Below are 20246 nucleotides of genomic sequence, written 5' to 3' on the forward strand. Positions count from 1 at the left end.
CAAACATTAAATCCTGATCATGTCGGACCCGGATCGGCCGTGCCGCGTATTCCGTTGGAAGACGATTAGGAAAGCCGAGCTATGATGCGCCTGCCCCTGTCGCTGATCCTTGCGGCTGGCATTCTCGCCACCTCCCCGGCATTTGCCGCGACCCCGATGCACGCAACGATCACCTGCCGCGAATTCGTCTCGTACGACGAAGTCACGCTGCCCAAGGTCGTTTGCTGGGCCGAGGGCGCTTGGAGAAAAGGCAGGCCGCAAGATGCCGTCATGGACATCGAGGAAACCGAGCGTCTCATCCCCATCGTAACCGATCAAGGCCGCCGCGGACCGCAGGCGCCGTTCATGACCGAACTGAAACAGGCGTGGGACAAGTTGAACGACGACATCCGTCGCCATGTCTAGCAACATTATACTTTCGACCCGTGCGGGTGACCGGCGGACCGATGCAACCACCACGATGCCAGAGGAACAAGCGCAATGAAACATCTCCCGTTTGCGATGGCTGCGGCCGCCTCCATGCTGATGATCAGCGGGTGCGCGACTATGTCGAACGTTTCGCACAAGGAAGACGATCTTTCCGCAGCCGGCTTCGTCGAAAAGCCGGCCAACACACCGCAACGACAGGAAATGCTTGCCAAGCTTCCGCCGCACCGGTTCGTCCGGCGCGTGCGCGGCGATCAGGTGAATTATGTCTTTGCCGACCCCACCGGTTGCAATTGCCTCTACGTCGGCGACCAGCGCGCCTATGGCCGTTATCGCCGTGAGATGCAGCGTGAACATATCGCCGACGAGAACGCGCTTGCCGCACAGGAATATTCCGATCCCGCGTGGAATTGGGGCATGTGGGGCGGCTTTGGACCCGGCTTCGGGTATGGACCGGGCTTTGGCTGGTAAGGGTCAGCCGGCCATGAACGGGACGACGATGCGCGGCGCAGCGCTCATGCTGCTCTGCGCGGTCGCGGGCTGCTCCGGCGCGCATGATCGCATCGACTGCCCCGCGCCCGAACGCGGGACAGCAGACACGCTCCATGAAACGCCGGCACAGATCGCTGCGGCCGGCGCGCAGTTGGGACATGGCGATAAAAACGAGATCGCCGAGGTCGCAGCGAGCCTCAGGGCTCGCCACGCTGGAGCATCGCGCGACGAGATTGTGAACTATCTTGTCACCGCGTACTGCCCCACGATCAACCACCACGACGAATTGGGCAAAGCGGCCAAACGTCAAGCGCTCGACAGCTTTTCCAGCCGGGCCGAACGTATCATTCAACAGTGATGCCGCTCATGGCGGTGAAAGCCCGCGGAAGCTTGGCCTTTTCACTGCCAAGCGGACCCCTTTGGTTATCCAAAAACCGTCAGGACCGATCGTGGCGCCGACCTGAAGATCGCAGCCGCCCTGGCGCAGCCCGGAAGCCAAGGCGGTGTCACGCGTCGGTGAGCCATTCCTCGAGGTATTTGATCGAATAATCGCCGTTCAGGATCATCGGATCCTCGAGCAGGCGCTGGTGCAGCGGGATCGAGGTTTTCACGCCTTCGATCACCATTTCCTGCAACGCGCGCTTCAGCCGCATGATGCAGCCTTCGCGCGTGCGGCCATAGACGATCAGCTTGGCGATCATCGAATCGTAATAGGGCGGGATCCGGTATCCGGCATAGAGCCCCGAATCGACGCGGACATGCATGCCGCCCGCCGCGTGATACGCGGTAACCAGGCCCGGTGACGGGGTGAAATTGAACGGGTCTTCGGCGTTGATCCGGCATTCGATCGCATGGCCGGAAAATACGATTTCATCCTGCGTGACCGACAGCGGTCGGCCATCGGCGATGCGGATCTGTTCGCGCACCAGATCGAGACCGGTGATGGCTTCGGTCACCGGATGTTCGACTTGCAGCCGGGTGTTCATCTCGATGAAGTAGAATTCGCCACCTTCCCACAGGAACTCGATCGTGCCGGCGCCGCGATAGCCCATGTCGGCCATCGCGCCGGAAACGATCCCGCCCATGCGGTTGCGTTCTGCGGTCGAAATGACGGGCGAGGGTGCTTCCTCCAGAACTTTCTGGTGGCGCCGCTGCAGCGAGCAATCGCGCTCGCCCAGATGGATCGCGTTGCCTTTGCCGTCGCCGAAAATCTGGAATTCGATATGGCGCGGATTGCCCAGGTATTTTTCAAGATAGACGGTGGCATCGCCGAACGCAGCCTTGGCCTCGCTGCCGGCGGCTTGCATCAGTTGCGCCAGGTCTTCGGGACCGTTGCACACCTTCATGCCACGCCCGCCGCCGCCCGAGGCCGCCTTGATGATCACCGGATAGCCGATTTCGGCCGCGATCAGCGCAGCCTCGGCCGGATCGTCGATCGCGCCGTCGGAACCGGGCACCAGCGGCAGGCCGAGCTTGCCCGCGGTGCGCTTGGCCTCCACCTTGTCGCCCATCGTGCGGATGTGTTCGGGCTTGGGCCCGATCCAGGTGATGCCGTGGGCCTCGACGATTTCGGCGAATTTGGCATTCTCGGACAGAAAGCCGTAGCCGGGATGGATCGCATCGGCCTGGGTGATTTCCGCGGCCGAAATGATCGCCGCAACGTTCAAATAGCTGTCCTTGGCGGCGGGCGGCCCGATGCATACCGAATAATCGGCGAGCCGGACATGCATCGCATCGGCATCGGCGGTGGAATGCACCGCGACGGTCTCGATGCCCATTTCGCGCGCGGCGCGATGGATGCGCAGCGCGATTTCGCCGCGATTGGCGATCAGAATACGCTTTATGGCCATGGTCCGGGCTTAGCCGATCACGACCAGCGGCTGGTCGTATTCGACCGGCTGACCACTGGCGACGAGGATCGCGCTGACCGTGCCGGCCGTTGGGGCGGTGATCGCGTTCATGACTTTCATGGCCTCGACGATCAGCAGCGTGTCGCCGGCTTTCACCGTCTGGCCCACGCTGATGTAATTCGATGCGCCGGGTTCGGGCGACAGATATGCCGTGCCGACCATCGGCGATTTCACCGCGCCGGCGGCTTCTGCAACAGGCGCGGCAGGTGCGGTGGCGGGCGCTGTCGCTGCCGGCGCGGGCGGTGCATAAGCCGCTGCGACCGGCGCGGCAGTGACCGTTCGGGCCACGCGGATCTTGCGCGTGCCATCTTCGACTTCGATTTCGGTAAGGCCGGTTTCGGTCAGCAATTCGGCCAGTTCGCGCACCAGGGCACTGTCTACTGTCATGCTGCCGGTGTTCGCGCCGCGGTCTTGCGCCATGTGTCGTGATCCTCGCGGGGGGATGGATTTCGTGCCTGAACTCATTAGCCAGCGTCAGCCCATGCCCACGCGGTGGCGCGCTGGCAAGAGGGTTGTAAGCGGCGGGCTGAGGCAATCCCCGGTTTTTTACAGTTTTGCGGCAGCTTCCAGCGCGACCAGATAGCTGTTTGCGCCAAATCCGGCGACCGTGCCAAGCGCGGCCATGCCGACAAACGAAGTGTGGCGAAACGCCTCGCGCTTGTGCGGATTGGACAAATGGACCTCGATCACCGGGGTGCGTATCGCCTTGATCGCGTCGTGCAGCGCCACGCTGGTATGGGTAAACGCGCCGGCGTTGAGCAGCACCGCGCGTGCAGTGTTGGCCTGCGCCTCGTGCAGCCAGTCGATCAGGTGCCCCTCGTGGTTCGACTGGCGCATGTCGATTTCCAGATCGAGCGCGCGCGCGCGGTCTTCCAGCATGCCGGCGATATCGTCGAGCGTGTCATGGCCATAGATCTCGGGCTCGCGCGTGCCGAGCAGATTAAGATTGGGGCCGTTGAGAACATAGACGAGACTGGTCATGCGCGCAGGCTCCACAAATTCCGGGTATTCCGGCGTGATAAACAGCCGCGATGAAAGCGCAAGCCATCCCCACCCGTCGCCCCTGCCTGCCCGTGGATCAGTTGGTCAATGTCCCGGGCGGTGGCAATTGCTGCTGCGGCGCGGCGGCGCCTGGCGTGGTCACGATCGGGGCGGTATCGATCACCGGCTGGCCAAATTGGCCGTCGGGCTGACTGTTTTCCGTCTGGCCGGGCGAACTGGCCGCGATCGTTGCCTGATAATGCTGGCCCGCCGCGTCCTCGGCGCTCTTGGCGCGTTTCTCGGCCGACGCGGCGCGCGCCTCGGCCGCAGCCAGCTTTGCCTGCAATTCGGCGGTGTTGTCTGCGGGCGCCTGAGAACAGGCGGCCGCCAGGAACACCGGGATCGGCAGCAGTGCGACAAGCGCAGCTTTGACATAAGGCGGGCGAGGTGCGCGATTGGAAGTCATGGTGCCGGCTTACACGCAAAAGGTTACCCGAAGCTCAACCGGGCGGCGACTTGTCGTTTTCGCGTTCGTCATGCGGACGGCGGCCGGTCATGCGCAGATAAAATCGCGAGAAATACGACGGATCGGCAAAACCCAGCTCGCTGGCGACCGCGCTGGCGCTGGCGCCTGTAAACCGCAGCAGGCGCTGTGCCTCCAGCGCCAGGCGGCGGTTAATCAGCATTTGCGGGCTATGCCCCAGATGGCGCTGCGACAGCCGGGTCAGCGTGCGCACGGTCGTGCCCACCGAATGGGCGTAAAATGCCAGCGAACGATGTTCCGCCAGATGCGATTCGACCAGATGCCGAAACACCGCCAGCCGCTTGTCGCCCGCTGGCGCAGCCGCATCGGCGGCGATCAGGCTGCGCAACAACGCCTCGGCCAGCGCGTCGAACAGCGGATCGTCGATGCCGCCGCTGTGCGCGCCGTCAACGCCCAGCGCGATCAGTTCATCGGCCAGCCGCCGGGCCCGCGCCGCCACATCGCGCGCGGGCGTGCCATGCCCGCCACGCGCGAGCAGTGCGGCCAACGGATCGCCTGCCCCGCGCGCGCGGTGCGCAAAATCCTGCGTCAATGTCAGCACGTGGCCCACCGTATGCGGATCGAAGCGGAAACCATGCACCACGCCTGTCGGCACGACGATATACGCCGGGCCGGTCAGCGGCAGGACCATGCCATCCAGCGAGACATGCGCGGGCCCGGCATGCAGCAACAGCAGTTGCACCGCGCGGTCATGGCGGTGCGGTGCGATCGCCCAGTCGTGCAGCACGCTGCGCGCCGCGATCGTTTCGATATGCGCGAAACCCGCAGGGCTCTGCCAGTCGTCTTCGCCGTACAGCGCAAAAGTCGGGATCGCGGAGGCGCTCATGCACATTGTCTCAAAAGTGCCAGGGTTGTGACGCGCCCATCCCTTCACGCATGGCGGGCCGGCGTCAATATGCGATCGGGCAAACGCCCGGGAGAACCAACATGAAAACCGATGTCGCGATCATTGGCGCAGGGCCGGCCGGGCTGATGCTGGGGCATGTGTTGCGCGCCGCCGGCGTCGCATGCATCGTGATCGAGCGGCAGACCGGCGATTACATCCTGTCGCGGATTCGCGCCGGCGTGCTGGAACGCGGGACGGTCGATCTGATGGCGCGGCTGGGCCTCGATGCCCGGTTGCGCGCCGAAGGCTTCCCGCATGGCGGGTTCAACCTGGCCGATGGCGAACGCCTGATCCGCATCGATGTCGCCGCGCTGACCGGACACAGCGTTACGGTTTATGGCCAGACCGAACTGACGCGCGACCTGATGGATGCGGCCGAGCCGCGCGGGCTCGAAGTGATATACGAGGCCAGCGATGTCGCGTTGCACGAGATCGCCGGCGACGCGCCGTTTGTGACGTATACGAAGGCGGGCACGGCGGCGCGGATCGATGCGCGGATCATCGTTGGCTGCGACGGGTATCACGGGCCCAGCCGCCGCGCGATCCCCGATAATGTCGGGCGCACCTTCGAACGCGTGTATCCGTTCGGCTGGTTGGGTATTCTCGCCGACGTGCCGCCATGCAACCACGAACTGATCTATGCCAACCACGATCGCGGTTTCGCCTTGGCCTCGATGCGCAGCGCGACGCGCAGCCGCTATTACGTGGATGTGCCGCTGACCGAAAAAATCGAGGACTGGCCTGATGAGCGGGTATGGGACGAACTGGCGATCCGGCTGGGGCCCGAGGCGGCGGCGAATATGACGCGCGGGCCGGCCCTGGAAAAATCGATCGCGCCGTTGCGCAGTTTCGTGTTCGAGCCGATGCGCCACGGCAGTCTGATGCTGTGCGGCGATGCGGCGCATATCGTCCCGCCGACGGGCGCCAAGGGGCTCAACCTGGCGGCGAGCGATGTGCATTATGCGGCAGAAGCGCTGATCGCGTTCTTTCAGAAAGGCGATGCCGACGCGATCGCGGGCTATTCGGCCAAAGCCCTGGCGCGAGTATGGAAATCCGAACGCTTCAGCTGGTCGCTGACCAAGCTGATGCACCGCTTTCCCGATGACGGCGCGTTCGAACGGCGGATGCAGGTTGCCGAACTGGATTATATCGCATCAAGCGAAGCGGCGCAGCGAAGCATAGCGGAAAATTACGTGGGATTGGCGATCTAAAACCTCCCCGGAACGGGGAGGGGGACCGCGCGAAGCGTGGTGGAGGGGCGGTGCCTCATGGCGCCGACCTCGCGACAATACCTGCAAATCGCGCGACGATAAGCGCTACGTTGCACAATCCGGAGAGGCCCCTCCACCGCTGCTTCGCGCGGTCCCCCTCCCCGTTCCGGGGAGGATTTAATCAGGCACTTCGTCGTTGCGGCGCAGGATATCGCCGGCGAGGTACAGCGATCCGGTGATCAGCACATCACCGCTTGGCGGCAGCGCGGCCAGTGCTGCGGCGACGTCGGGCGCGCTGGTGATTGCAATCGCGCTGAACGGGGCGAAAGCTGCGGGGCTATGCGCGTCATGGCCGGGCGCGGGTACGATCGTCACCGACAGCGCGTGACTGCCCAAGGGGCGCAGGATGGCGCCGGGGTCCTTGTTGGCCAGCATGCCGATGATCACATGCACCGGGGGCTGATCGGCAAGATGCCGCGCAATGGCCAGGCCGGCATCGGGGTTGTGCCCCCCATCGAGCCAGATCGTGCGCGCGCCCGCCAGCGCGGTCAGCGGGCCGGGGCCCAATTGCTGCAGGCGCGCGGGCCATTTCGCCGAAGCGATCCCGCGCGCCATCGCATCGGGTGATACCGTGATCGCGCTCTGATGGCGCAGCATCGCGACCGCCAGTGCGACATTGTCGGCCTGGTGCGTGCCGGGCAGGCGGGGCAGGGGCAGGCTGAGAGCCCCTTGCGCATCGTGATATTCGATCGTTTTTCCAATCGCCGCGTGCCAGTCGCGCCCGCGTCTCACCACCGGCGCACTGCGCGCGGCGGCGGTTTCGGTAATGGTGGCGGTGATCGGGTCGGGATAGATCTGGGTCACCAGCGGCACGCCGGGTTTGGCAATGCACGCTTTTTCAAACGCAATCCGCGCGAGTGGCTCCTGCGGCACGCCGGCTTCGGGGATCAGCAGAAACGCTTCGTGATCGAGGCCCAGCGTGGCGATGCCGCACACCGCCGGTGCTTCAAGCACATTTGTCGCATCGAACCGCCCGCCGAGCCCGGTTTCGATGACGCAGGCATCGGCGGGCACACGCGCAAACGCCAGGAACATCGCCGCCGTCGTCACTTCGAAAAAGCTGGGCGCGAGATCCTCGCCCACATCGAGCGCCTCGGCGAGCAACGCGGCAAGCAGGTCGTTTTCGATCAGGCGCCCGGCGAGGCGGATGCGTTCGTTATAGCGGACCAGATGCGGCTTGGTGGCGGTATGGACGGTCAGGCCCTGCGCTTCGAGCATGCTGCGCAGGTACGTGCAGGTCGAACCTTTGCCATTGGTGCCGGCGACGTGGAACACCGGGGGCAAATGGCGCTGCGGGTTCCCGAGCCGATCGAGCAGCGCGGCGATCGTTTCCAGACCCAGGCGGCCTTGCGGCACGGTCAGTTCGCCCAGGCGGTCGAGCTGTGCCTGGACCGCAGGGTCTTCGGAAATGGCGAAGTCTTTCATGTCGGTGTGCTCGAATTTCCTCAATTCCAATTCCGCTCATCCTGAGCCTGTCGAAGGATACGCGCCAGCATAAGCCTATAGAACGAATTTGTTGCGCCAAGTTCGGATGTCGCGCGTGTCCTTCGACAGGCTCAGGATGAGCGAAGGTGGTTTGCGGTAGGTGGCAAATGTTCAACCCCTGCCCGCCGGAGGCCCTTAAACGCCCGCCGGAGGCCCTTAAACGCCCGCCGGAGGCCCTCAAGCCGCACGTGCCGCCGTCAGATAATCGATCACGTTTGCAAGCGTCGCTCTCAGCTCGCGGCGCGGGGTGACCATGTCGATCATGCCGTGCGCAAACAGGTATTCCGCGCGCTGAAAGCCTTCGGGCAGCTTTTCGCGGATCGTGTCCTGGATCACGCGTTGGCCGGCAAAGCCGATCAGCGCGCCGGGTTCGGCGATCTGCACATCGCCCAGCATGGCATAGCTGGCGGTGACGCCGCCGGTGGTCGGGTCGGTCAGCACCACGATATACGGCAGGCCGGCGGCGTGCAGCCGGCTGATCGCGACGGTCGTGCGCGGCATCTGCATCAGCGACAGAATGCCTTCCTGCATGCGCGCGCCGCCGGCGGCGGTAATCGCGACGTAGGCGCAATGTTCGCGGATCGCGCGTTCGATGCCGGCGATGATCGCATTGCCCACGGCCATGCCCATCGATCCGCCCATGAAGCCGAAATCCTGCACGCCGACGACCGCGGCCTTGCCCTCGATCGTGCCGAACACGTTGGTATAGGCGTCGGTGTGCGCGTTGGCGGCGCGGGCGGATTTCAGGCGGTCGGTATAGCGTTTGCTGTCGCGGAATTTCAGCGGGTCTTCGCGCACGACTGGCGCGGGCAGCAGGACAAAGCCGGGGTCCATGATCTGATCGAGGCGGGTGTTCGTGCCGATCCGGCCGTGGTGGCCGCATTGTGGGCACACCGACAGGTTGTCCTCATAGTCCTTGATGAACAGCGTTTCGCCGCAGCCGGGGCATTTGATCCACAGCGTGTCGGTGGTGTCGCGCTTCTGGATGAACGGCAGCGAATTGCGGACTTTGGTCAGCCAGTTCATGCGATCACACTCCGTGCGGTGTGAACCGCGTGCGCCAGGGCGGTGACGAGTGCGCGCACCGGCACAGCAGCGTCAGCGCCATGTTCGGCGATCAGGTCGACAATCGCCGAACCCACGACGACGCCATCGGCCACGCGCGCAATAGGCCCTGCCTGTTCGGGTGTGCGTACGCCAAAGCCGACTGCGACCGGCAACGTCGCGGTGGCCTTGATCCGCGTAACCGCCTGCTCGATCGAATCGAGCGCGGCGGATTGCTTGCCGGTGATGCCGGCCACCGAGACATAGTACAAAAAGCCCGACGATCCATCGAGCACGGTGGGCAGGCGCGCCACATCGGTGGTGGGCGTCGCCAGCCGGATCGGATCGATGCCGCGCGCGCGCAGCGCCGGGCCCAGCTCACCGTCCTCTTCGGGCGGGATATCGACACAGATCACGCCATCGACGCCGGCCGCCGAAGCAGCGTCGGCAAACCATTCGGGCCCGCGCGTCACCATCGGATTGGCATAGCCCATCAGCACCAGCGGCACGTCGGGGTGGCGCGCGCGGAAACCGGTTGCGATCGCCAGGATATCGGCGGTTTTGGTGCCGGCGCCGAGCGCGCGCAGATTGGCCGCCTGGATCGCGGCGCCATCGGCCATGGGATCGGTAAACGGCATGCCCAATTCGATCACATCGGCGCCACCGGCGACCAGTGCGTCAAGGATCGCAGGCGTCGCGGCGGGCGTGGGATCGCCTGCGGTGACGAAGCATACCAGCGCCGGGCGGCCTTTGGCAAAGGCTGCGGACAGGCGCTCGCTCACAGGGTTACGCCCAAATGGTCGGCGACGGTAAAGATGTCCTTGTCGCCGCGGCCGCACAAGTTGGCGAGCAGGATCGTGTCGGCCGGCAAAGTCGGCGCGATTTTCTTGACGGCGGCAATCGCGTGGCTGGGTTCCAGCGCGGGAATGATGCCCTCGGTCTGGCACAGCAGCTGAAACGCATCGAGCGCTTCCCTGTCGGTGACCGAGGTATATTCGACGCGGCCCCGTTCCTTCAGCCAGGCGTGCTCGGGGCCGATCCCGGGATAATCGAGGCCGGCGCTGATCGAATGGCCCTCGACGATCTGGCCGTCGTCGTCCTGCAGCAGATAGGTCTTGTTGCCATGGAGGATGCCGGGTCGTCCGCCGGCAAGACTGGCCGCATGTTCCTTGTCCAGGCCGTGTCCGGCCGCCTCGACACCGAGCATTTTTACCGTGGGATCATCGAGAAACGGATGAAACAGCCCGATCGCGTTCGACCCGCCGCCGATCGCGGCGACCAGCAGATCGGGGAGGCGGCCGGTGCGCGACAGCATTTGCGCACGCGCCTCGCGCCCGATCACGCTCTGAAAATCGCGCACCAGTTCGGGATAGGGATGCGGGCCGGCGGCGGTGCCGATGATGTAGAACGTGTCGTGCACGTTCGCCACCCAGTCGCGCAGCGCCTCGTTCATCGCGTCTTTCAGCGTTTTGGCGCCAACCTGTACAGGCACCACTTGCGCGCCCAGCAGCTTCATGCGGAACACGTTGGGCGCCTGCCGCTCGACATCGGTCGCGCCCATGTAGATCACGCAAGGCAGCCCGAACCGCGCGCAGACCGTGGCGGTCGCCACGCCATGCTGGCCCGCGCCGGTCTCCGCGATGATCCGCGTTTTGCCCATGCGCATCGCCAGCAGGATCTGCCCGACGCAATTGTTGATCTTGTGCGCGCCGGTGTGGTTCAGCTCGTCGCGTTTGAACCACACTTGCGCGCCCATGCCCGGCGCTGCGCCCTTGGCCAGCTCTTCGGTCAGCCGCGGGGCGAAATACAGCGGGCTGGGGCGCCCGACATAATGCTCCAGCAAGTCGTCGAATTGCGCCTGGAAAGCCGGGTCTTGCTTGGCCGCGCGGTATTCGCGTTCCAGGTCGAGGATCAGCGGCATCAGCGTTTCGGCGACATACCGCCCGCCGAACTGGCCGAAATGGCCGTGTTCGTCAGGCGCGTTGCGGAAACTGTTGGGAATGGTGCTGTTGGTGATGGTGGGAGTCATGGTGTGGCCTTTATAGCGCGGTGCGTAATTGTCCAGATGGCGCAGGGGGTTCGTTCATCAAGGTGCAAGGGAGGCAGCCATAAATCCTCCCGGCAAGGTCGTGGAAACGGCGGTCGGGGGACTGGTCCAACTTTGAGGGAATACACCATGCGTCTCCCACTCCTGATACCGGCGATTGCCGGCGCTGTCGTCCTGGCGACCCCTGCTCTGGCCGATCAGACCCGTGTCGAAGTCAACACCAGCGGCAATTTCTATGGCGGCGATTATCAGCAGTCGATCGGACTTGCCGCAGGCCACGATTTCACGCTGGCGCCGTTGATCTTTGCCGGGCCCGAAGTGTCGATCAACAAATTGCTGGCAACAGATACCCTGACTTCGGTCGGCATCAGCGGACGCGCCGGCGCCAGCCTGGGGCCCGCGGGCAGGATCTATGCGGTCGGCGGCTGGGCCTCGACGCCGTACCATGGCGGCAGTGCCGACTGGGATTTCGGCGCGGGATACAGCCATGCGTTGTTGCTGGGCACGTATGGCAAGATCGAATATCGCCATTATACGTCGTCTGCCAATGGCGCGACGCCGTCGCGCGATGCGGTAACGCTGGGTTTCGGCGCGCATTTCTGACCTTGCTTGGCTCCCCTCCCCGTCGGGGGAGGGGTTGCAGGTCATCGCTAACCGCCACGCACCGCTGCGCAAAATGCTGCGATCCGCGCGATATCCTTTACCCCCGGCGCGCTTTCCACGCCCGACGACACATCCACCGCCGGTGCGCCGGTGATGGCAATCGCCTCGGCGACATTGTGCGGATCCAGCCCGCCCGCCAACATCCACGGCAGCGCGGGGCGCATACCTTTCAGGATCGACCAGTCGATGCGTAGCCCGTTGCCACCGGGCAGATCGGCACCCGCCGGCGGTTTCGCATCGAACAGGATGCGCGCCGCCGCGCTGGCATAGGCATCCGCCTGCGCCAGATCCGCGCGCGTTTTGACGCCGACGGCTTTCCACACTTCGATGCCGTGCCGCGCGGCGAACGCTGCCACTTGCGCCGGGCTTTCGCGGCCGTGCAGCTGCACGACATCGAGCGGCACCGTGTCGAGCACTTCGGCCAGGAAATCGGGATCAGGATCGACGAACAGGCCCACCACCCGCGCGCGGCGTTCGGCGCGCGCGGCCAGCATCGCGGCTTGCGCGGGCGCGACATTGCGCGGGCTTTTGCTGAAAAACACCAGGCCCACATAATCGGCACGCGCGCCGATCGCCGCGTCGAGCGCGGCGGGCGTGCCGATGCCGCAGATCTTGATCAGGGGATTGGCCACGTGATCAGTTCCAAAGTGTCAATCCCAAAGACTTAATCAAGGTAGTTTTCGAGCACGACCATGGCAAAGGGATGATCGCCGGGCACCGGAAAAGCGCGCGTTTCCTCGCGCAGCACATAGCCGCGCCGCTGGTACCACGCGATCAGCTCGGGCCGGCTGTCGATCACGGTCATTTCCATCAGCCGTGCGCCAAACCGTTCGCGCGCCGTACGCTCGGCGGCCTTGATCAGCCGGCGCCCCATGCCGCCCGCCTGCAATTCAGGATCGACGCACAACATGCCCAGATAACTGCGCCCGTGGCCCTGGTTGGTCACGGTCACCGTACCGACCAGCGCGCCATCGGCCTCGGCCAGCACGACCACGCGCGCGGCCTGGTCGGTGATCGCATCGGCCAGATCTTCATCGGTGGTGCGCTCGTCATCGAGCAGGTCGGCCTCGTGAGTCCAGCCCTGCCGCGCGGTCTCGCCGCGATAGGCGCGTTCCACCAGCACGCGCAGCGCGGGCAGGTCGGCCAGAGTCGCGGTGCGTAATGTCGGTTCGGGTATCGGCGGTGTCAAAGCGTCGCCTCGATCGCGCGTGCGGCAAGGGCCGGGTCTTCGGCGCGACTGATCGGGCGACCGATGACCAGGATGCTGGCGCCGGCATCGCGCGCCGCGCGCGGGGTGACGACGCGTTTCTGATCGCCCACGCCGGCCGCAACCAGTTGCGGTTCGCGCAGCCCGGGCACGACCAGATAGCCGTTTTTCCAGCGCTTGTGCACCGCGCCGACTTCCTGGCCCGAACACACGATACCGTCGAGCCCGGCCTCTTGCGCCAGGTCGGCCAGGCGCAAAGCCTGATCGTATGCACTGCCCGAAACGCCGACGCGCGCCATGTCGGCATCGTCGAGGCTGGTCAGGACGGTCACTGCGACGACTTTGGTGCGTTCGCCGGCGGCGGCCTTGGCATCTTCCATCATCGCGAGCCCGCCTGCGGCGTGCACGGTGACGATCGCCGGTTCGAGCACGTGGATCGCCTGCATCGCGGCGGCGACAGTGTTGGGAATGTCGTGCAGTTTCAGGTCGAGAAAGATCGGCAGGCCGAGATGGGCAATCTCATGCACCCCGTGATGGCCATGCGCGCAAAAGAATTCGAGCCCGAGTTTCAGGCCGCCGACATGCTGGCGCACTTTCTGCGCCAGCGCGACCGCGCTGTCGAGCCTTGGAATATCGAGCGCGAGATAGATCGGGTTGCTCAAAGTCTTGTCCTGTTCAGCGAATGTCGCCGGGGTGTACGATCGGTTCGGCGACGTGGACGGGCGCAGGCGTGTTGACCGCGTGAGTATGGACAGCCAGGGTTGCCTCCATCGACGCGATGCGGCGCAGGAGGCGCCACCGGTTCGCGCGCATCACCAGCCAGGTCGGGACGAACCCGATCAGCAGCGACCCGATCACCAGCGCCCACATCTTGGTGTCGACGCTTATGCCCGGTGCGCCGGGCCAGACATGGACAGAGATGGGCTGGGGATTAAGGTAGATAAACGCGAGCAGCAGTGCGGCGAAGACCACCCAGACAATCGTTTTGATCGTACGCATTATTAACCTCTTGTCGGCTGTCCGTTCGTCCGACCCTAGCCCATCATGGGGACGAGGGGAAATGTGATTTGTCCGCGGAGGTCTGACGTCATTCCAGGCTCATGGATCGCGGTGGCTAAACCCCGAACACCCGATCGAAAATCGTGTCGATTGCCCTGAAGTGATAGTCGATGTTGAATTTGTCCTCGATCTGCGCCGGGGTCAGCGCGGCCGCCACTTCGGGATCGGCCTTCAACAGTTCGAGCAGCGACAGCGCGCCGTCCGATTCCCACACTTTCATCGCATTGCGCTGGACCAGCCGGTACGAATCGTCGCGGGTCAGCCCGGCCTGGGTCAAGGCCAGCAGCACACGCTGCGAATGGACGAGCCCGCCCATGCGATCGAGATTTTTCTGCATGCGTTCCGGATAGACCAGCAGCTTTTCGACCACGCCGGTCAGACGCCCGAGTGCAAAATCGAGCGTGATCGTCGCGTCGGGGCCGATGAAGCGTTCGACCGACGAATGCGAAATATCGCGCTCGTGCCACAACGCCACGTTTTCCAGCGCCGGGGTCACGGCGGAGCGGACCACGCGGGCAAGCCCGGTCAGGTTTTCGGTGAGGATCGGGTTGCGCTTGTGCGGCATCGCCGACGAGCCTTTTTGCCCGGGCGCGAAATATTCCTCTGCCTCCAGCACTTCGGTGCGTTGCAGGTGGCGAATTTCCACTGCCAGCCGCTCGACCGAACTGGCCACCACACCCAAAGTCGCAAAGAACATCGCGTGGCGGTCGCGCGGGATCACCTGGGTCGAAACCGGCTCGACCGCGAGGCCCATCGCGTGCGCGACATGCTCTTCGACCGCCGGATCGATGTTGGCGAACGTGCCGACCGCGCCCGAGATGGCGCATGTCGCGATTTCGGCGCGCGCGGCGGCCAGGCGGGCGCGGTTGCGGGTGAATTCGGCATAGGCCTCGGCCAGTTTCTTGCCGAACGTCGTGGGCTCGGCGTGGATGCCGTGGCTGCGGCCAATCGTGGGCGTGTATTTGTGTTCGAACGCGCGCGTCTTTATCGCGGCCAACAGCTTGTCGATCTGCGCGATCAGCAAATCCGCGGCGCGGGCCAGTTGCACGCTGAGCGTGGTGTCGAGCACGTCGGAACTGGTCATGCCCTGGTGCATGAACCGCGCTTCGGGCCCGACCTGTTGCGCCACCCAGTCGAGGAACGCGATGACGTCGTGTTTGGTCACCGCCTCGATCGCGTCGATCGCGGCGACATCGATCACAGGGTTCGTCGCCCACCAGTCCCAGAGCGCTTTTGCCGCGCTGGCGGGCACGACGCCAAGATCGGCCAGCTTGTCGGTCGCATGCGCCTCGATTTCGAACCAGATCCGATACCGCGCTTCTGCATCCCAGAGTGCGGTCATCTGCGGGCGGGCATAACGGGGGACCATGGTGTTCCTAACGCTTCGGGCGGTGTCCGCGCCGCTAGGGGTTGGGCGCGCTTAACGCAAGGGGCAGCAAATCCTCTCCGGAACGGGGAGGATTTTTAGATCACGCCCTTGGCCTTCAGCGACACATGCCCTTCGCGGCCGATGATCACGTGGTCATGCACCACGATCCCCAGATGCCGCCCGGCTTCCATGATCTTTTGCGTAACCTGGATATCGGCCTTGCTCGGCTGGGGCGAACCCGAGGGGTGATTGTGCACCAGGATCAGCGCGGCGGCGCCGATCGCCATCGCCTTGGCAATGATTTCGCGCGTGTAGATCGCCGATTCATCGAGCGTGCCGTCACTGACCACCTGGTCGAGCAGCAGCCGGTTCTGCACATTGAGGTACAGCACGCGCACCCGCTCGTGCGTCAGGTGCGCCATGTCGATATGCAGGTAATCGATCAGCGCCTGCCAGTTCGACAGCACCGAATCCGCGCGCATCGTCGTCTGCGCCAGCCGGCGCGCGGCGATCCCGGCGATTTTCAGCGAGGCGGCGGCGGTTTCCTTGATGCCCGATACCTGCATCAGCGCGTGTGGTTCGGCATTGAAGACCGCCGCCAGCGAGCCGAATGTCTGGATCAGCACGCGCGCCAGCGGCTTGACATCCTTTTGCGGGATCGCGGTCATCAACAGATATTCGATCACCTCATGATCGGCCAGCGCATCGTCTCCGCCATCGAGCAGGCGCTGGCGTAAGCGGCTGCGATGGCCCGATGTATCGTGCCCGGTTTCGCGCAGCCGGTCCGGATTTGCCTTTCCGCGTGGCCGCGTTAGGGGCGCGGGGAACAGGTTTGGTTCATCGCTCATCGGGGACAGAGCATTGCCCAGGCGAGGCAACTGCGCAAGAAGGGCACGATGACGGACCGTTCCAATTTGGCGGATGATGACGATACCGACCATGAAGCGGCGCCCGGCGGCCCCGTTTCGCGGCGGGGTCTGCTGTTGCGCCTGGCAATGGCAGGGGCCGGTGTCGCTGCGCTGGCGCTGGGCGCGACCTGGGGCATGCGCGAACGGATCGCGGGCAATGTGATCGATCGCGAACTGGCCGCGCTGCATCTGCCCGCGCGGTATCATATCGAATCGGTCGGCCTCGGCCGCGAAGTGTTGCGCGACATCACTGTCGGTGATCCGGCGCATCCCGATCTGACGATCGAGCGCGCCGAAATCGCGCTGCGCTACGGGATCGCCGGGCCCGAAATCGACCGGATCACGCTGATCCGCCCGCGGCTGTATGGGCGGCTGGTGGCAGGGCGCCTCTCGCTGGGCTCGCTCGACCCGCTGATCAACGCGCCGACGACCGCGCCGCTGCGGCTGCCCGACTGGTCGCTGACCCTGGTCGATGCGCGCGCGCGGGTCGATAGCGATTATGGCGCCATGGCCGCGTCGTTTGACGGGGCGGGGCGCCTGTCCGACGGGTTTGCGGGCAAAGTGGGCGTGTTGGTGCCAAGTGCGCAGCTTAGCCAGCATTGCACATTGGCGCGCACCACATTGTATGCGGCGGTATCGACCGAGGCCGGGCGCCCGCGGGTCGCGGGGCCCCTGCGGCTGGGCGGCGGGCAATGCGGCACCATGCGCATGGCCCCGGGCAGGATTGACCTGGCGCTGGGCGGCGATGCGGCACTCGCCAACTGGACGCTTGGCGGGCATCTCGCGCTGGGCCGGATCGATAGCGGTAGCATGGTGTCGCTGGCGGCGCTTGGCGGAGAGGCCGGATTGCACTGGGATGCAGGCCAGGGGCCTGCTGCGCAGAGCACACTGGCGGGGCGGGTCACGCTGATCGCCACCGGGCTGACTGCGCCCCAGGTCCGGCTGGGCTCTGCACGGCTCGACGGCATGGTCCATGCGCGGCAGGATCGGGCGGGGCCGGGGTTCGGGCTCGACTATCGCGGTGATATCGACGGGCGCTCGCTGGCGCGCGGGCCGGTCGCGCTGGCGGCTCTGGGCCGGGCACGGGCGAGTGTGCGCGGCACGCCATTTGCGCCGCTGCTCGATCGCGCGCTCGGGGCGCTGGCGCGCGAAGAACCGGGCGATCATCTGACAGGCTCGATCGGCGTGCACAGTGATGCCGCCGGCTGGCGCGTTGCGATACCGTCGCTGATGCTGCGCGGCGGGCGCAGCGGCCAGATTTTGGCGCGGCTCGACCAGATTGCGGTGACGGATGCTGCCGATGGCATCCCCCGGTTGACCGGCAATGTCAGAACCGGCGGCGCCGATTTGCCCGCGATGACCGGGACGATGCAGTCTGGCGACCGCAGGGGCGCACGTTTCAATCTGGCGATGGCGCGTTACGACGCGGGCACTGCGCAATTGGCCGTCCCGGCAATGACAGTGACGCAGCTGGGCAACGGCGCGTTGACATTTGCTGGCACGGTCGCGCTGGGCGGACCGATCGGCAGCGGCCGCGTGGACAATCTGGTGCTGCCGGTCGAGGGCGCCGTTGCGACCAACGGCCAGGTGTCGCTGCTCCACCGTTGCGCGCGCCCGACGTTCGATCGGCTGGAGATGGGCTCGCTCGATCTGGCGAAGGGCGCGGTCACGCTGTGCCCGACAGATGGCGAAATCGTGCGGACCGATGGCACCACGACGCATATCGCGGCAACTTTGCCGGCCTTTGCGCTGTCGGGCCGATCGGGCGATGCGCCGCTTGCGGTTCATGCCGGCGGCGCGCGGATTGCATGGCCGGGCACCAGCACCATGGCTGCGGTCGATGTGACACTGGGCACATCGGGCAATGCCGATCATGTGCGGCTGGCCAATGTGACGGTCGCGAGCAGCGCCGGTGGCGCGCTGGGCGGCACATTTGCCGGCGGTGATGTCACCATGGCGGCCATGCCGGTTGCGGTTGGCGCGGCGGCGGGCGACTGGGCGCTGAAGGACGGGCGGATGACGCTGGGCGGCGGGGCATTCACGGTGTCCGACACGGTTGCCCCGGCGCGGTTTGCGCCGCTGGCTGTGCGCAATGCAACGATGACGCTGGTCGATGGCGCGCTCGATGCACAGGCGCACATGGTGACGCCCGCGGCCGGCATCAATCTGGCCGATGTGGCACTGCATCACGATGTGAACACCGGCAAAGGCCATGCCGATGTCACGTTGACCGGGGTCACCTTTCGCGACCCCACGGCCAAGGATTTCGCCAAGCAGAAAGGCCCCGCGTTGCAGCCGGCCGACTTGTCGCTGATGGCCAAGGGCCTGATCGCCAATGCCAGCGGGACGATCGCGGGCAAGGCGCGGTTCGACTGGAACACGGCAGCGAAAGGCGGCGGCGTGACCAGCAGCGGCCGGTTCAGCAGCGACGATTTCGATTTTGCCGCGGCAATGGGCCCGGTCGAGGGCTTGTCGGGCACGGTGGAATTCACCGACCTGATCAATCTGATTACCGCGCCGCACCAGATCGTGAAAATCGCCAGCATCAATCCCGGGATCGAGGTCGTGAACGGCGTCGTCGACCTGGAACTGCATGCCGGCGACATGCTGCATGTCAATCACGCGCAATGGCCATTCGAAGGCGGCACGTTGCAGATGGAACCGGTCGCGCTGCACCTTGGCAGTGTCGATCCGTACAAGTTTGCGCTCGTCATCAACGGGCTGGAGGCCGGACGCTTCCTGCAGCACATCAACATGTCGAACCTGTCGGCAACCGGGTTGTTCGACGGGCGCCTGCCGCTGGTGTTCGACACAAACGGCGGGCGGATCATCGGGGGGCAGCTGATCAGCCGGGCCCCTGGTGGCAATGTCAGCTATGTCGGCGCGCTCAGCTACAAGGACCTGTCACCGATGGCCAATTATGCGTTCCGCATGCTGCGCTCGGTCGATTACGGCACGATGACGATCGGGCTGGATGGCGATCTGGCCGGCGAAGTCATCACGCGCGTCAGCTTTGGCGGGATCCACCAGGGCGCGGGTGCGAAGACCAACCTGGTGACACGGCAGATCTCGAAGCTGCCACTGCAATTCAATGTCAACATCCGTGCCCAGTTCTATCAACTGCTCGGCTCGCTGCGGTCGCTCTACGATCCCACGCTGGTGCGCGATCCGCGCACGCTGGGGCTGGTCGATGCGCAGGGGCGGGCGGTGCACCAGCATCACGGGCTGGTCACGGTCGGACCCGTATCTCCGGTCGTTCCCGCCTTATCGCATCCCGACGTCATTCAGCCTCAAGCAAGCGGAACCCTGCCATGAGCAATACGCGACCGATTATCCTGACCCGCCTCGGCATCGGCCTCAGTCTGGCGCTGGGTGGATGCATTACCGTCAAGGCGCCGGACAAGCCGATCGTGATTGAATTGAATGTCAATATCAAACAAGAAGTTATCTATCGGCTCTCGGGCGATGCCGCCCAGACGATAGATAAGAACGCGGAGATTTTCTGATGGTGATGCGTAAACTCATGATTCGTTCGGGCATCGCCATCGCTCTGGGGACGCTCGTTGGCGCGCCCGCTTTTGCACAGAACCGCGATCCGGTCTATTCGGCGGCGCGGTCCGAGGGCAAAGTCGGCGAGATGGTCAACGGCTATCTCGGCTATGTCACGCCGGCCGATGCGGGGCTGAAAAAGGTCGTCGAGGACCTCAATATCCGCCGCCGCGCGGTCTATGCCGAAAAGGCCAAGGCAACCAACGCGACGATCGAGGAATACGCGCTGACCTCGGGTTGTCTGCTGATCAGCCATACGACGCCGGGCGAGAAATACCAGGCGCCCGACGGATCGTGGCAGACCCGCACAGCGGCCGCTCCGCTGCGCGATCCGCGCTGTCCCTGAGGCTTTTCATTGGCAGGGGGTATTGTTGACGACCTGATCAAATCCCGCGCCGATCCGTC

23 protein-coding genes are annotated in these 20246 nt (G+C 65.0%); 8 read left to right on the forward strand and 15 right to left on the reverse strand.

Features of this window, described 5'->3' with window-relative positions:
* Positions 1-81: 81 nt before the first annotated feature.
* The 3 genes from ACOOE2_RS08845 to ACOOE2_RS08855 all read left to right on the forward strand — a co-directional run bounded on the left by ACOOE2_RS08845 (position 82) and on the right by ACOOE2_RS08855 (position 1276).
* Complete coding sequence (locus tag ACOOE2_RS08845) at positions 82-405, forward strand: HdeA/HdeB family chaperone (RefSeq protein ID WP_420382646.1); 324 nt, start codon at positions 82-84, stop codon at positions 403-405.
* A gap of 75 nt (positions 406-480) precedes the next feature.
* A complete protein-coding gene (locus ACOOE2_RS08850; protein ID WP_420382647.1) occupies positions 481-897 on the forward strand; it encodes a hypothetical protein in 417 nt (138 codons plus the stop codon).
* A 13-nt stretch (positions 898-910) separates the two neighbouring features.
* Positions 911-1276: a hypothetical protein gene (locus tag ACOOE2_RS08855; protein ID WP_420382648.1), complete on the forward strand. Its 366-nt coding sequence runs from the start codon at positions 911-913 to the stop codon at positions 1274-1276.
* Positions 1277-1424: 148 nt separating this feature from the next.
* Here the strand turns inward: ACOOE2_RS08855 and accC are convergent, their stop codons facing one another.
* From accC to ACOOE2_RS08880, 5 genes are all read right to left on the reverse strand, one after another.
* Positions 1425-2768 (reverse strand): acetyl-CoA carboxylase biotin carboxylase subunit, encoded by a 1344-nt coding sequence (gene accC, locus ACOOE2_RS08860; protein WP_420382649.1) that lies wholly within the window; start codon positions 2766-2768, stop codon positions 1425-1427.
* Between the two features lie 9 nt (positions 2769-2777).
* Positions 2778-3248 (reverse strand): acetyl-CoA carboxylase biotin carboxyl carrier protein, encoded by a 471-nt coding sequence (gene accB, locus ACOOE2_RS08865; protein WP_420382650.1) that lies wholly within the window; start codon positions 3246-3248, stop codon positions 2778-2780.
* A gap of 126 nt (positions 3249-3374) precedes the next feature.
* Positions 3375-3809, reverse strand: coding sequence for a type II 3-dehydroquinate dehydratase (aroQ, locus tag ACOOE2_RS08870; RefSeq protein WP_420382651.1), 435 nt, complete (start codon positions 3807-3809; stop codon positions 3375-3377).
* Positions 3810-3906: 97 nt separating this feature from the next.
* A complete protein-coding gene (locus ACOOE2_RS08875; protein ID WP_420382652.1) occupies positions 3907-4275 on the reverse strand; it encodes a hypothetical protein in 369 nt (122 codons plus the stop codon).
* 34 nt (positions 4276-4309) lie between these two features.
* Positions 4310-5179: a helix-turn-helix domain-containing protein gene (locus ACOOE2_RS08880; protein WP_420382653.1), complete on the reverse strand. Its 870-nt coding sequence runs from the start codon at positions 5177-5179 to the stop codon at positions 4310-4312.
* Between the two features lie 101 nt (positions 5180-5280).
* Between ACOOE2_RS08880 and pobA the strand changes: the two genes are divergently transcribed.
* On the forward strand, positions 5281-6450 hold the full coding sequence (gene pobA / locus ACOOE2_RS08885; protein WP_420382654.1) for a 4-hydroxybenzoate 3-monooxygenase: 1170 nt from the start codon (positions 5281-5283) through the stop codon (positions 6448-6450).
* Positions 6451-6627: 177 nt separating this feature from the next.
* Here the strand turns inward: pobA and ACOOE2_RS08890 are convergent, their stop codons facing one another.
* From ACOOE2_RS08890 to trpB, 4 genes are all read right to left on the reverse strand, one after another.
* The gene (locus ACOOE2_RS08890; protein ID WP_420382655.1) at positions 6628-7935 is read right to left on the reverse strand and encodes a bifunctional folylpolyglutamate synthase/dihydrofolate synthase; all 1308 of its coding nucleotides are present in this window, start codon (positions 7933-7935) and stop codon (positions 6628-6630) included.
* Between the two features lie 237 nt (positions 7936-8172).
* Complete coding sequence (gene accD, locus ACOOE2_RS08895; RefSeq protein WP_420382656.1) at positions 8173-9021, reverse strand: acetyl-CoA carboxylase, carboxyltransferase subunit beta; 849 nt, start codon at positions 9019-9021, stop codon at positions 8173-8175.
* Positions 9018-9821 (reverse strand): tryptophan synthase subunit alpha, encoded by an 804-nt coding sequence (gene trpA / locus ACOOE2_RS08900; protein ID WP_420382657.1) that lies wholly within the window; start codon positions 9819-9821, stop codon positions 9018-9020. Before trpA ends, accD begins: the two co-directional genes overlap by 4 nt.
* Positions 9818-11068, reverse strand: coding sequence for a tryptophan synthase subunit beta (gene trpB / locus ACOOE2_RS08905; protein WP_420382658.1), 1251 nt, complete (start codon positions 11066-11068; stop codon positions 9818-9820). Before trpB ends, trpA begins: the two co-directional genes overlap by 4 nt.
* Positions 11069-11215: 147 nt before the next feature.
* Between trpB and ACOOE2_RS08910 the strand changes: the two genes are divergently transcribed.
* Positions 11216-11689 carry a hypothetical protein gene (locus ACOOE2_RS08910; RefSeq protein WP_420382659.1) on the forward strand — a complete coding sequence of 158 codons (474 nt, stop codon included), beginning with the start codon at positions 11216-11218 and terminating at the stop codon, positions 11687-11689.
* Positions 11690-11736: 47 nt separating this feature from the next.
* Here the strand turns inward: ACOOE2_RS08910 and ACOOE2_RS08915 are convergent, their stop codons facing one another.
* The 6 genes from ACOOE2_RS08915 to radC form a co-directional block, all read right to left on the reverse strand.
* On the reverse strand, positions 11737-12381 hold the full coding sequence (locus tag ACOOE2_RS08915) for a phosphoribosylanthranilate isomerase (RefSeq protein ID WP_420382660.1): 645 nt from the start codon (positions 12379-12381) through the stop codon (positions 11737-11739).
* A 32-nt stretch (positions 12382-12413) separates the two neighbouring features.
* Positions 12414-12938: a GNAT family N-acetyltransferase gene (locus ACOOE2_RS08920; protein ID WP_420382661.1), complete on the reverse strand. Its 525-nt coding sequence runs from the start codon at positions 12936-12938 to the stop codon at positions 12414-12416.
* On the reverse strand, positions 12935-13618 hold the full coding sequence (pyrF, locus tag ACOOE2_RS08925; RefSeq protein ID WP_420382662.1) for an orotidine-5'-phosphate decarboxylase: 684 nt from the start codon (positions 13616-13618) through the stop codon (positions 12935-12937). The genes ACOOE2_RS08920 and pyrF overlap by 4 nt, the downstream gene beginning before the upstream one ends.
* 13 nt (positions 13619-13631) lie before the next feature.
* On the reverse strand, positions 13632-13955 hold the full coding sequence (locus ACOOE2_RS08930; RefSeq protein ID WP_420382663.1) for a DUF1049 domain-containing protein: 324 nt from the start codon (positions 13953-13955) through the stop codon (positions 13632-13634).
* 115 nt (positions 13956-14070) lie between these two features.
* On the reverse strand, positions 14071-15384 hold the full coding sequence (gene purB / locus ACOOE2_RS08935) for an adenylosuccinate lyase (RefSeq protein WP_420382664.1): 1314 nt from the start codon (positions 15382-15384) through the stop codon (positions 14071-14073).
* 95 nt (positions 15385-15479) lie between these two features.
* Complete coding sequence (gene radC / locus ACOOE2_RS08940; protein ID WP_420382665.1) at positions 15480-16232, reverse strand: RadC family protein; 753 nt, start codon at positions 16230-16232, stop codon at positions 15480-15482.
* Between the two features lie 48 nt (positions 16233-16280).
* Between radC and ACOOE2_RS08945 the strand changes: the two genes are divergently transcribed.
* From ACOOE2_RS08945 to ACOOE2_RS08955, 3 genes are read left to right on the forward strand one after another with little or no spacing between them, the layout of a single operon-like run.
* Positions 16281-19607 (forward strand): intermembrane phospholipid transport protein YdbH family protein, encoded by a 3327-nt coding sequence (locus ACOOE2_RS08945; protein WP_420382666.1) that lies wholly within the window; start codon positions 16281-16283, stop codon positions 19605-19607.
* Positions 19604-19798, forward strand: coding sequence for a YnbE family lipoprotein (locus tag ACOOE2_RS08950; RefSeq protein WP_420382667.1), 195 nt, complete (start codon positions 19604-19606; stop codon positions 19796-19798). The genes ACOOE2_RS08945 and ACOOE2_RS08950 overlap by 4 nt, the downstream gene beginning before the upstream one ends.
* Entirely contained in the window at positions 19798-20187 is a 390-nt protein-coding gene (locus tag ACOOE2_RS08955; RefSeq protein ID WP_420382668.1) for a YdbL family protein, read from the forward strand. Before ACOOE2_RS08950 ends, ACOOE2_RS08955 begins: the two co-directional genes overlap by 1 nt.
* Positions 20188-20246: the final 59 nt, after the last annotated feature.

The organism is Novosphingobium sp. (genome assembly GCF_965214355.1).
Classification (GTDB): Bacteria; Pseudomonadota; Alphaproteobacteria; order Sphingomonadales; family Sphingomonadaceae; genus Novosphingobium.

Excerpts from the sequence above, each read along its gene's own strand:
- ACOOE2_RS08845 (WP_420382646.1), top strand. The coding sequence starts at position 82 with ATGATGCGCCTGCCCCTGTCGCTGATCCTTGCGGCTGGCATTCTCGCC.
- ACOOE2_RS08850 (WP_420382647.1), top strand. The coding sequence starts at position 481 with ATGAAACATCTCCCGTTTGCGATGGCTGCGGCCGCCTCCATGCTGATG.
- ACOOE2_RS08855 (WP_420382648.1), top strand. The coding sequence starts at position 911 with ATGAACGGGACGACGATGCGCGGCGCAGCGCTCATGCTGCTCTGCGCG.
- accC (WP_420382649.1), bottom strand. The coding sequence starts at position 2,768 with ATGGCCATAAAGCGTATTCTGATCGCCAATCGCGGCGAAATCGCGCTG.
- accB (WP_420382650.1), bottom strand. The coding sequence starts at position 3,248 with ATGGCGCAAGACCGCGGCGCGAACACCGGCAGCATGACAGTAGACAGT.
- aroQ (WP_420382651.1), bottom strand. The coding sequence starts at position 3,809 with ATGACCAGTCTCGTCTATGTTCTCAACGGCCCCAATCTTAATCTGCTC.
- ACOOE2_RS08875 (WP_420382652.1), bottom strand. The coding sequence starts at position 4,275 with ATGACTTCCAATCGCGCACCTCGCCCGCCTTATGTCAAAGCTGCGCTT.
- ACOOE2_RS08880 (WP_420382653.1), bottom strand. The coding sequence starts at position 5,179 with ATGAGCGCCTCCGCGATCCCGACTTTTGCGCTGTACGGCGAAGACGAC.
- pobA (WP_420382654.1), top strand. The coding sequence starts at position 5,281 with ATGAAAACCGATGTCGCGATCATTGGCGCAGGGCCGGCCGGGCTGATG.
- ACOOE2_RS08890 (WP_420382655.1), bottom strand. The coding sequence starts at position 7,935 with ATGAAAGACTTCGCCATTTCCGAAGACCCTGCGGTCCAGGCACAGCTC.
- accD (WP_420382656.1), bottom strand. The coding sequence starts at position 9,021 with ATGAACTGGCTGACCAAAGTCCGCAATTCGCTGCCGTTCATCCAGAAG.
- trpB (WP_420382658.1), bottom strand. The coding sequence starts at position 11,068 with ATGACTCCCACCATCACCAACAGCACCATTCCCAACAGTTTCCGCAAC.
- ACOOE2_RS08910 (WP_420382659.1), top strand. The coding sequence starts at position 11,216 with ATGCGTCTCCCACTCCTGATACCGGCGATTGCCGGCGCTGTCGTCCTG.
- ACOOE2_RS08930 (WP_420382663.1), bottom strand. The coding sequence starts at position 13,955 with ATGCGTACGATCAAAACGATTGTCTGGGTGGTCTTCGCCGCACTGCTG.
- purB (WP_420382664.1), bottom strand. The coding sequence starts at position 15,384 with ATGGTCCCCCGTTATGCCCGCCCGCAGATGACCGCACTCTGGGATGCA.
- radC (WP_420382665.1), bottom strand. The coding sequence starts at position 16,232 with ATGAGCGATGAACCAAACCTGTTCCCCGCGCCCCTAACGCGGCCACGC.
- ACOOE2_RS08945 (WP_420382666.1), top strand. The coding sequence starts at position 16,281 with ATGACGGACCGTTCCAATTTGGCGGATGATGACGATACCGACCATGAA.
- ACOOE2_RS08950 (WP_420382667.1), top strand. The coding sequence starts at position 19,604 with ATGAGCAATACGCGACCGATTATCCTGACCCGCCTCGGCATCGGCCTC.
- ACOOE2_RS08955 (WP_420382668.1), top strand. The coding sequence starts at position 19,798 with ATGGTGATGCGTAAACTCATGATTCGTTCGGGCATCGCCATCGCTCTG.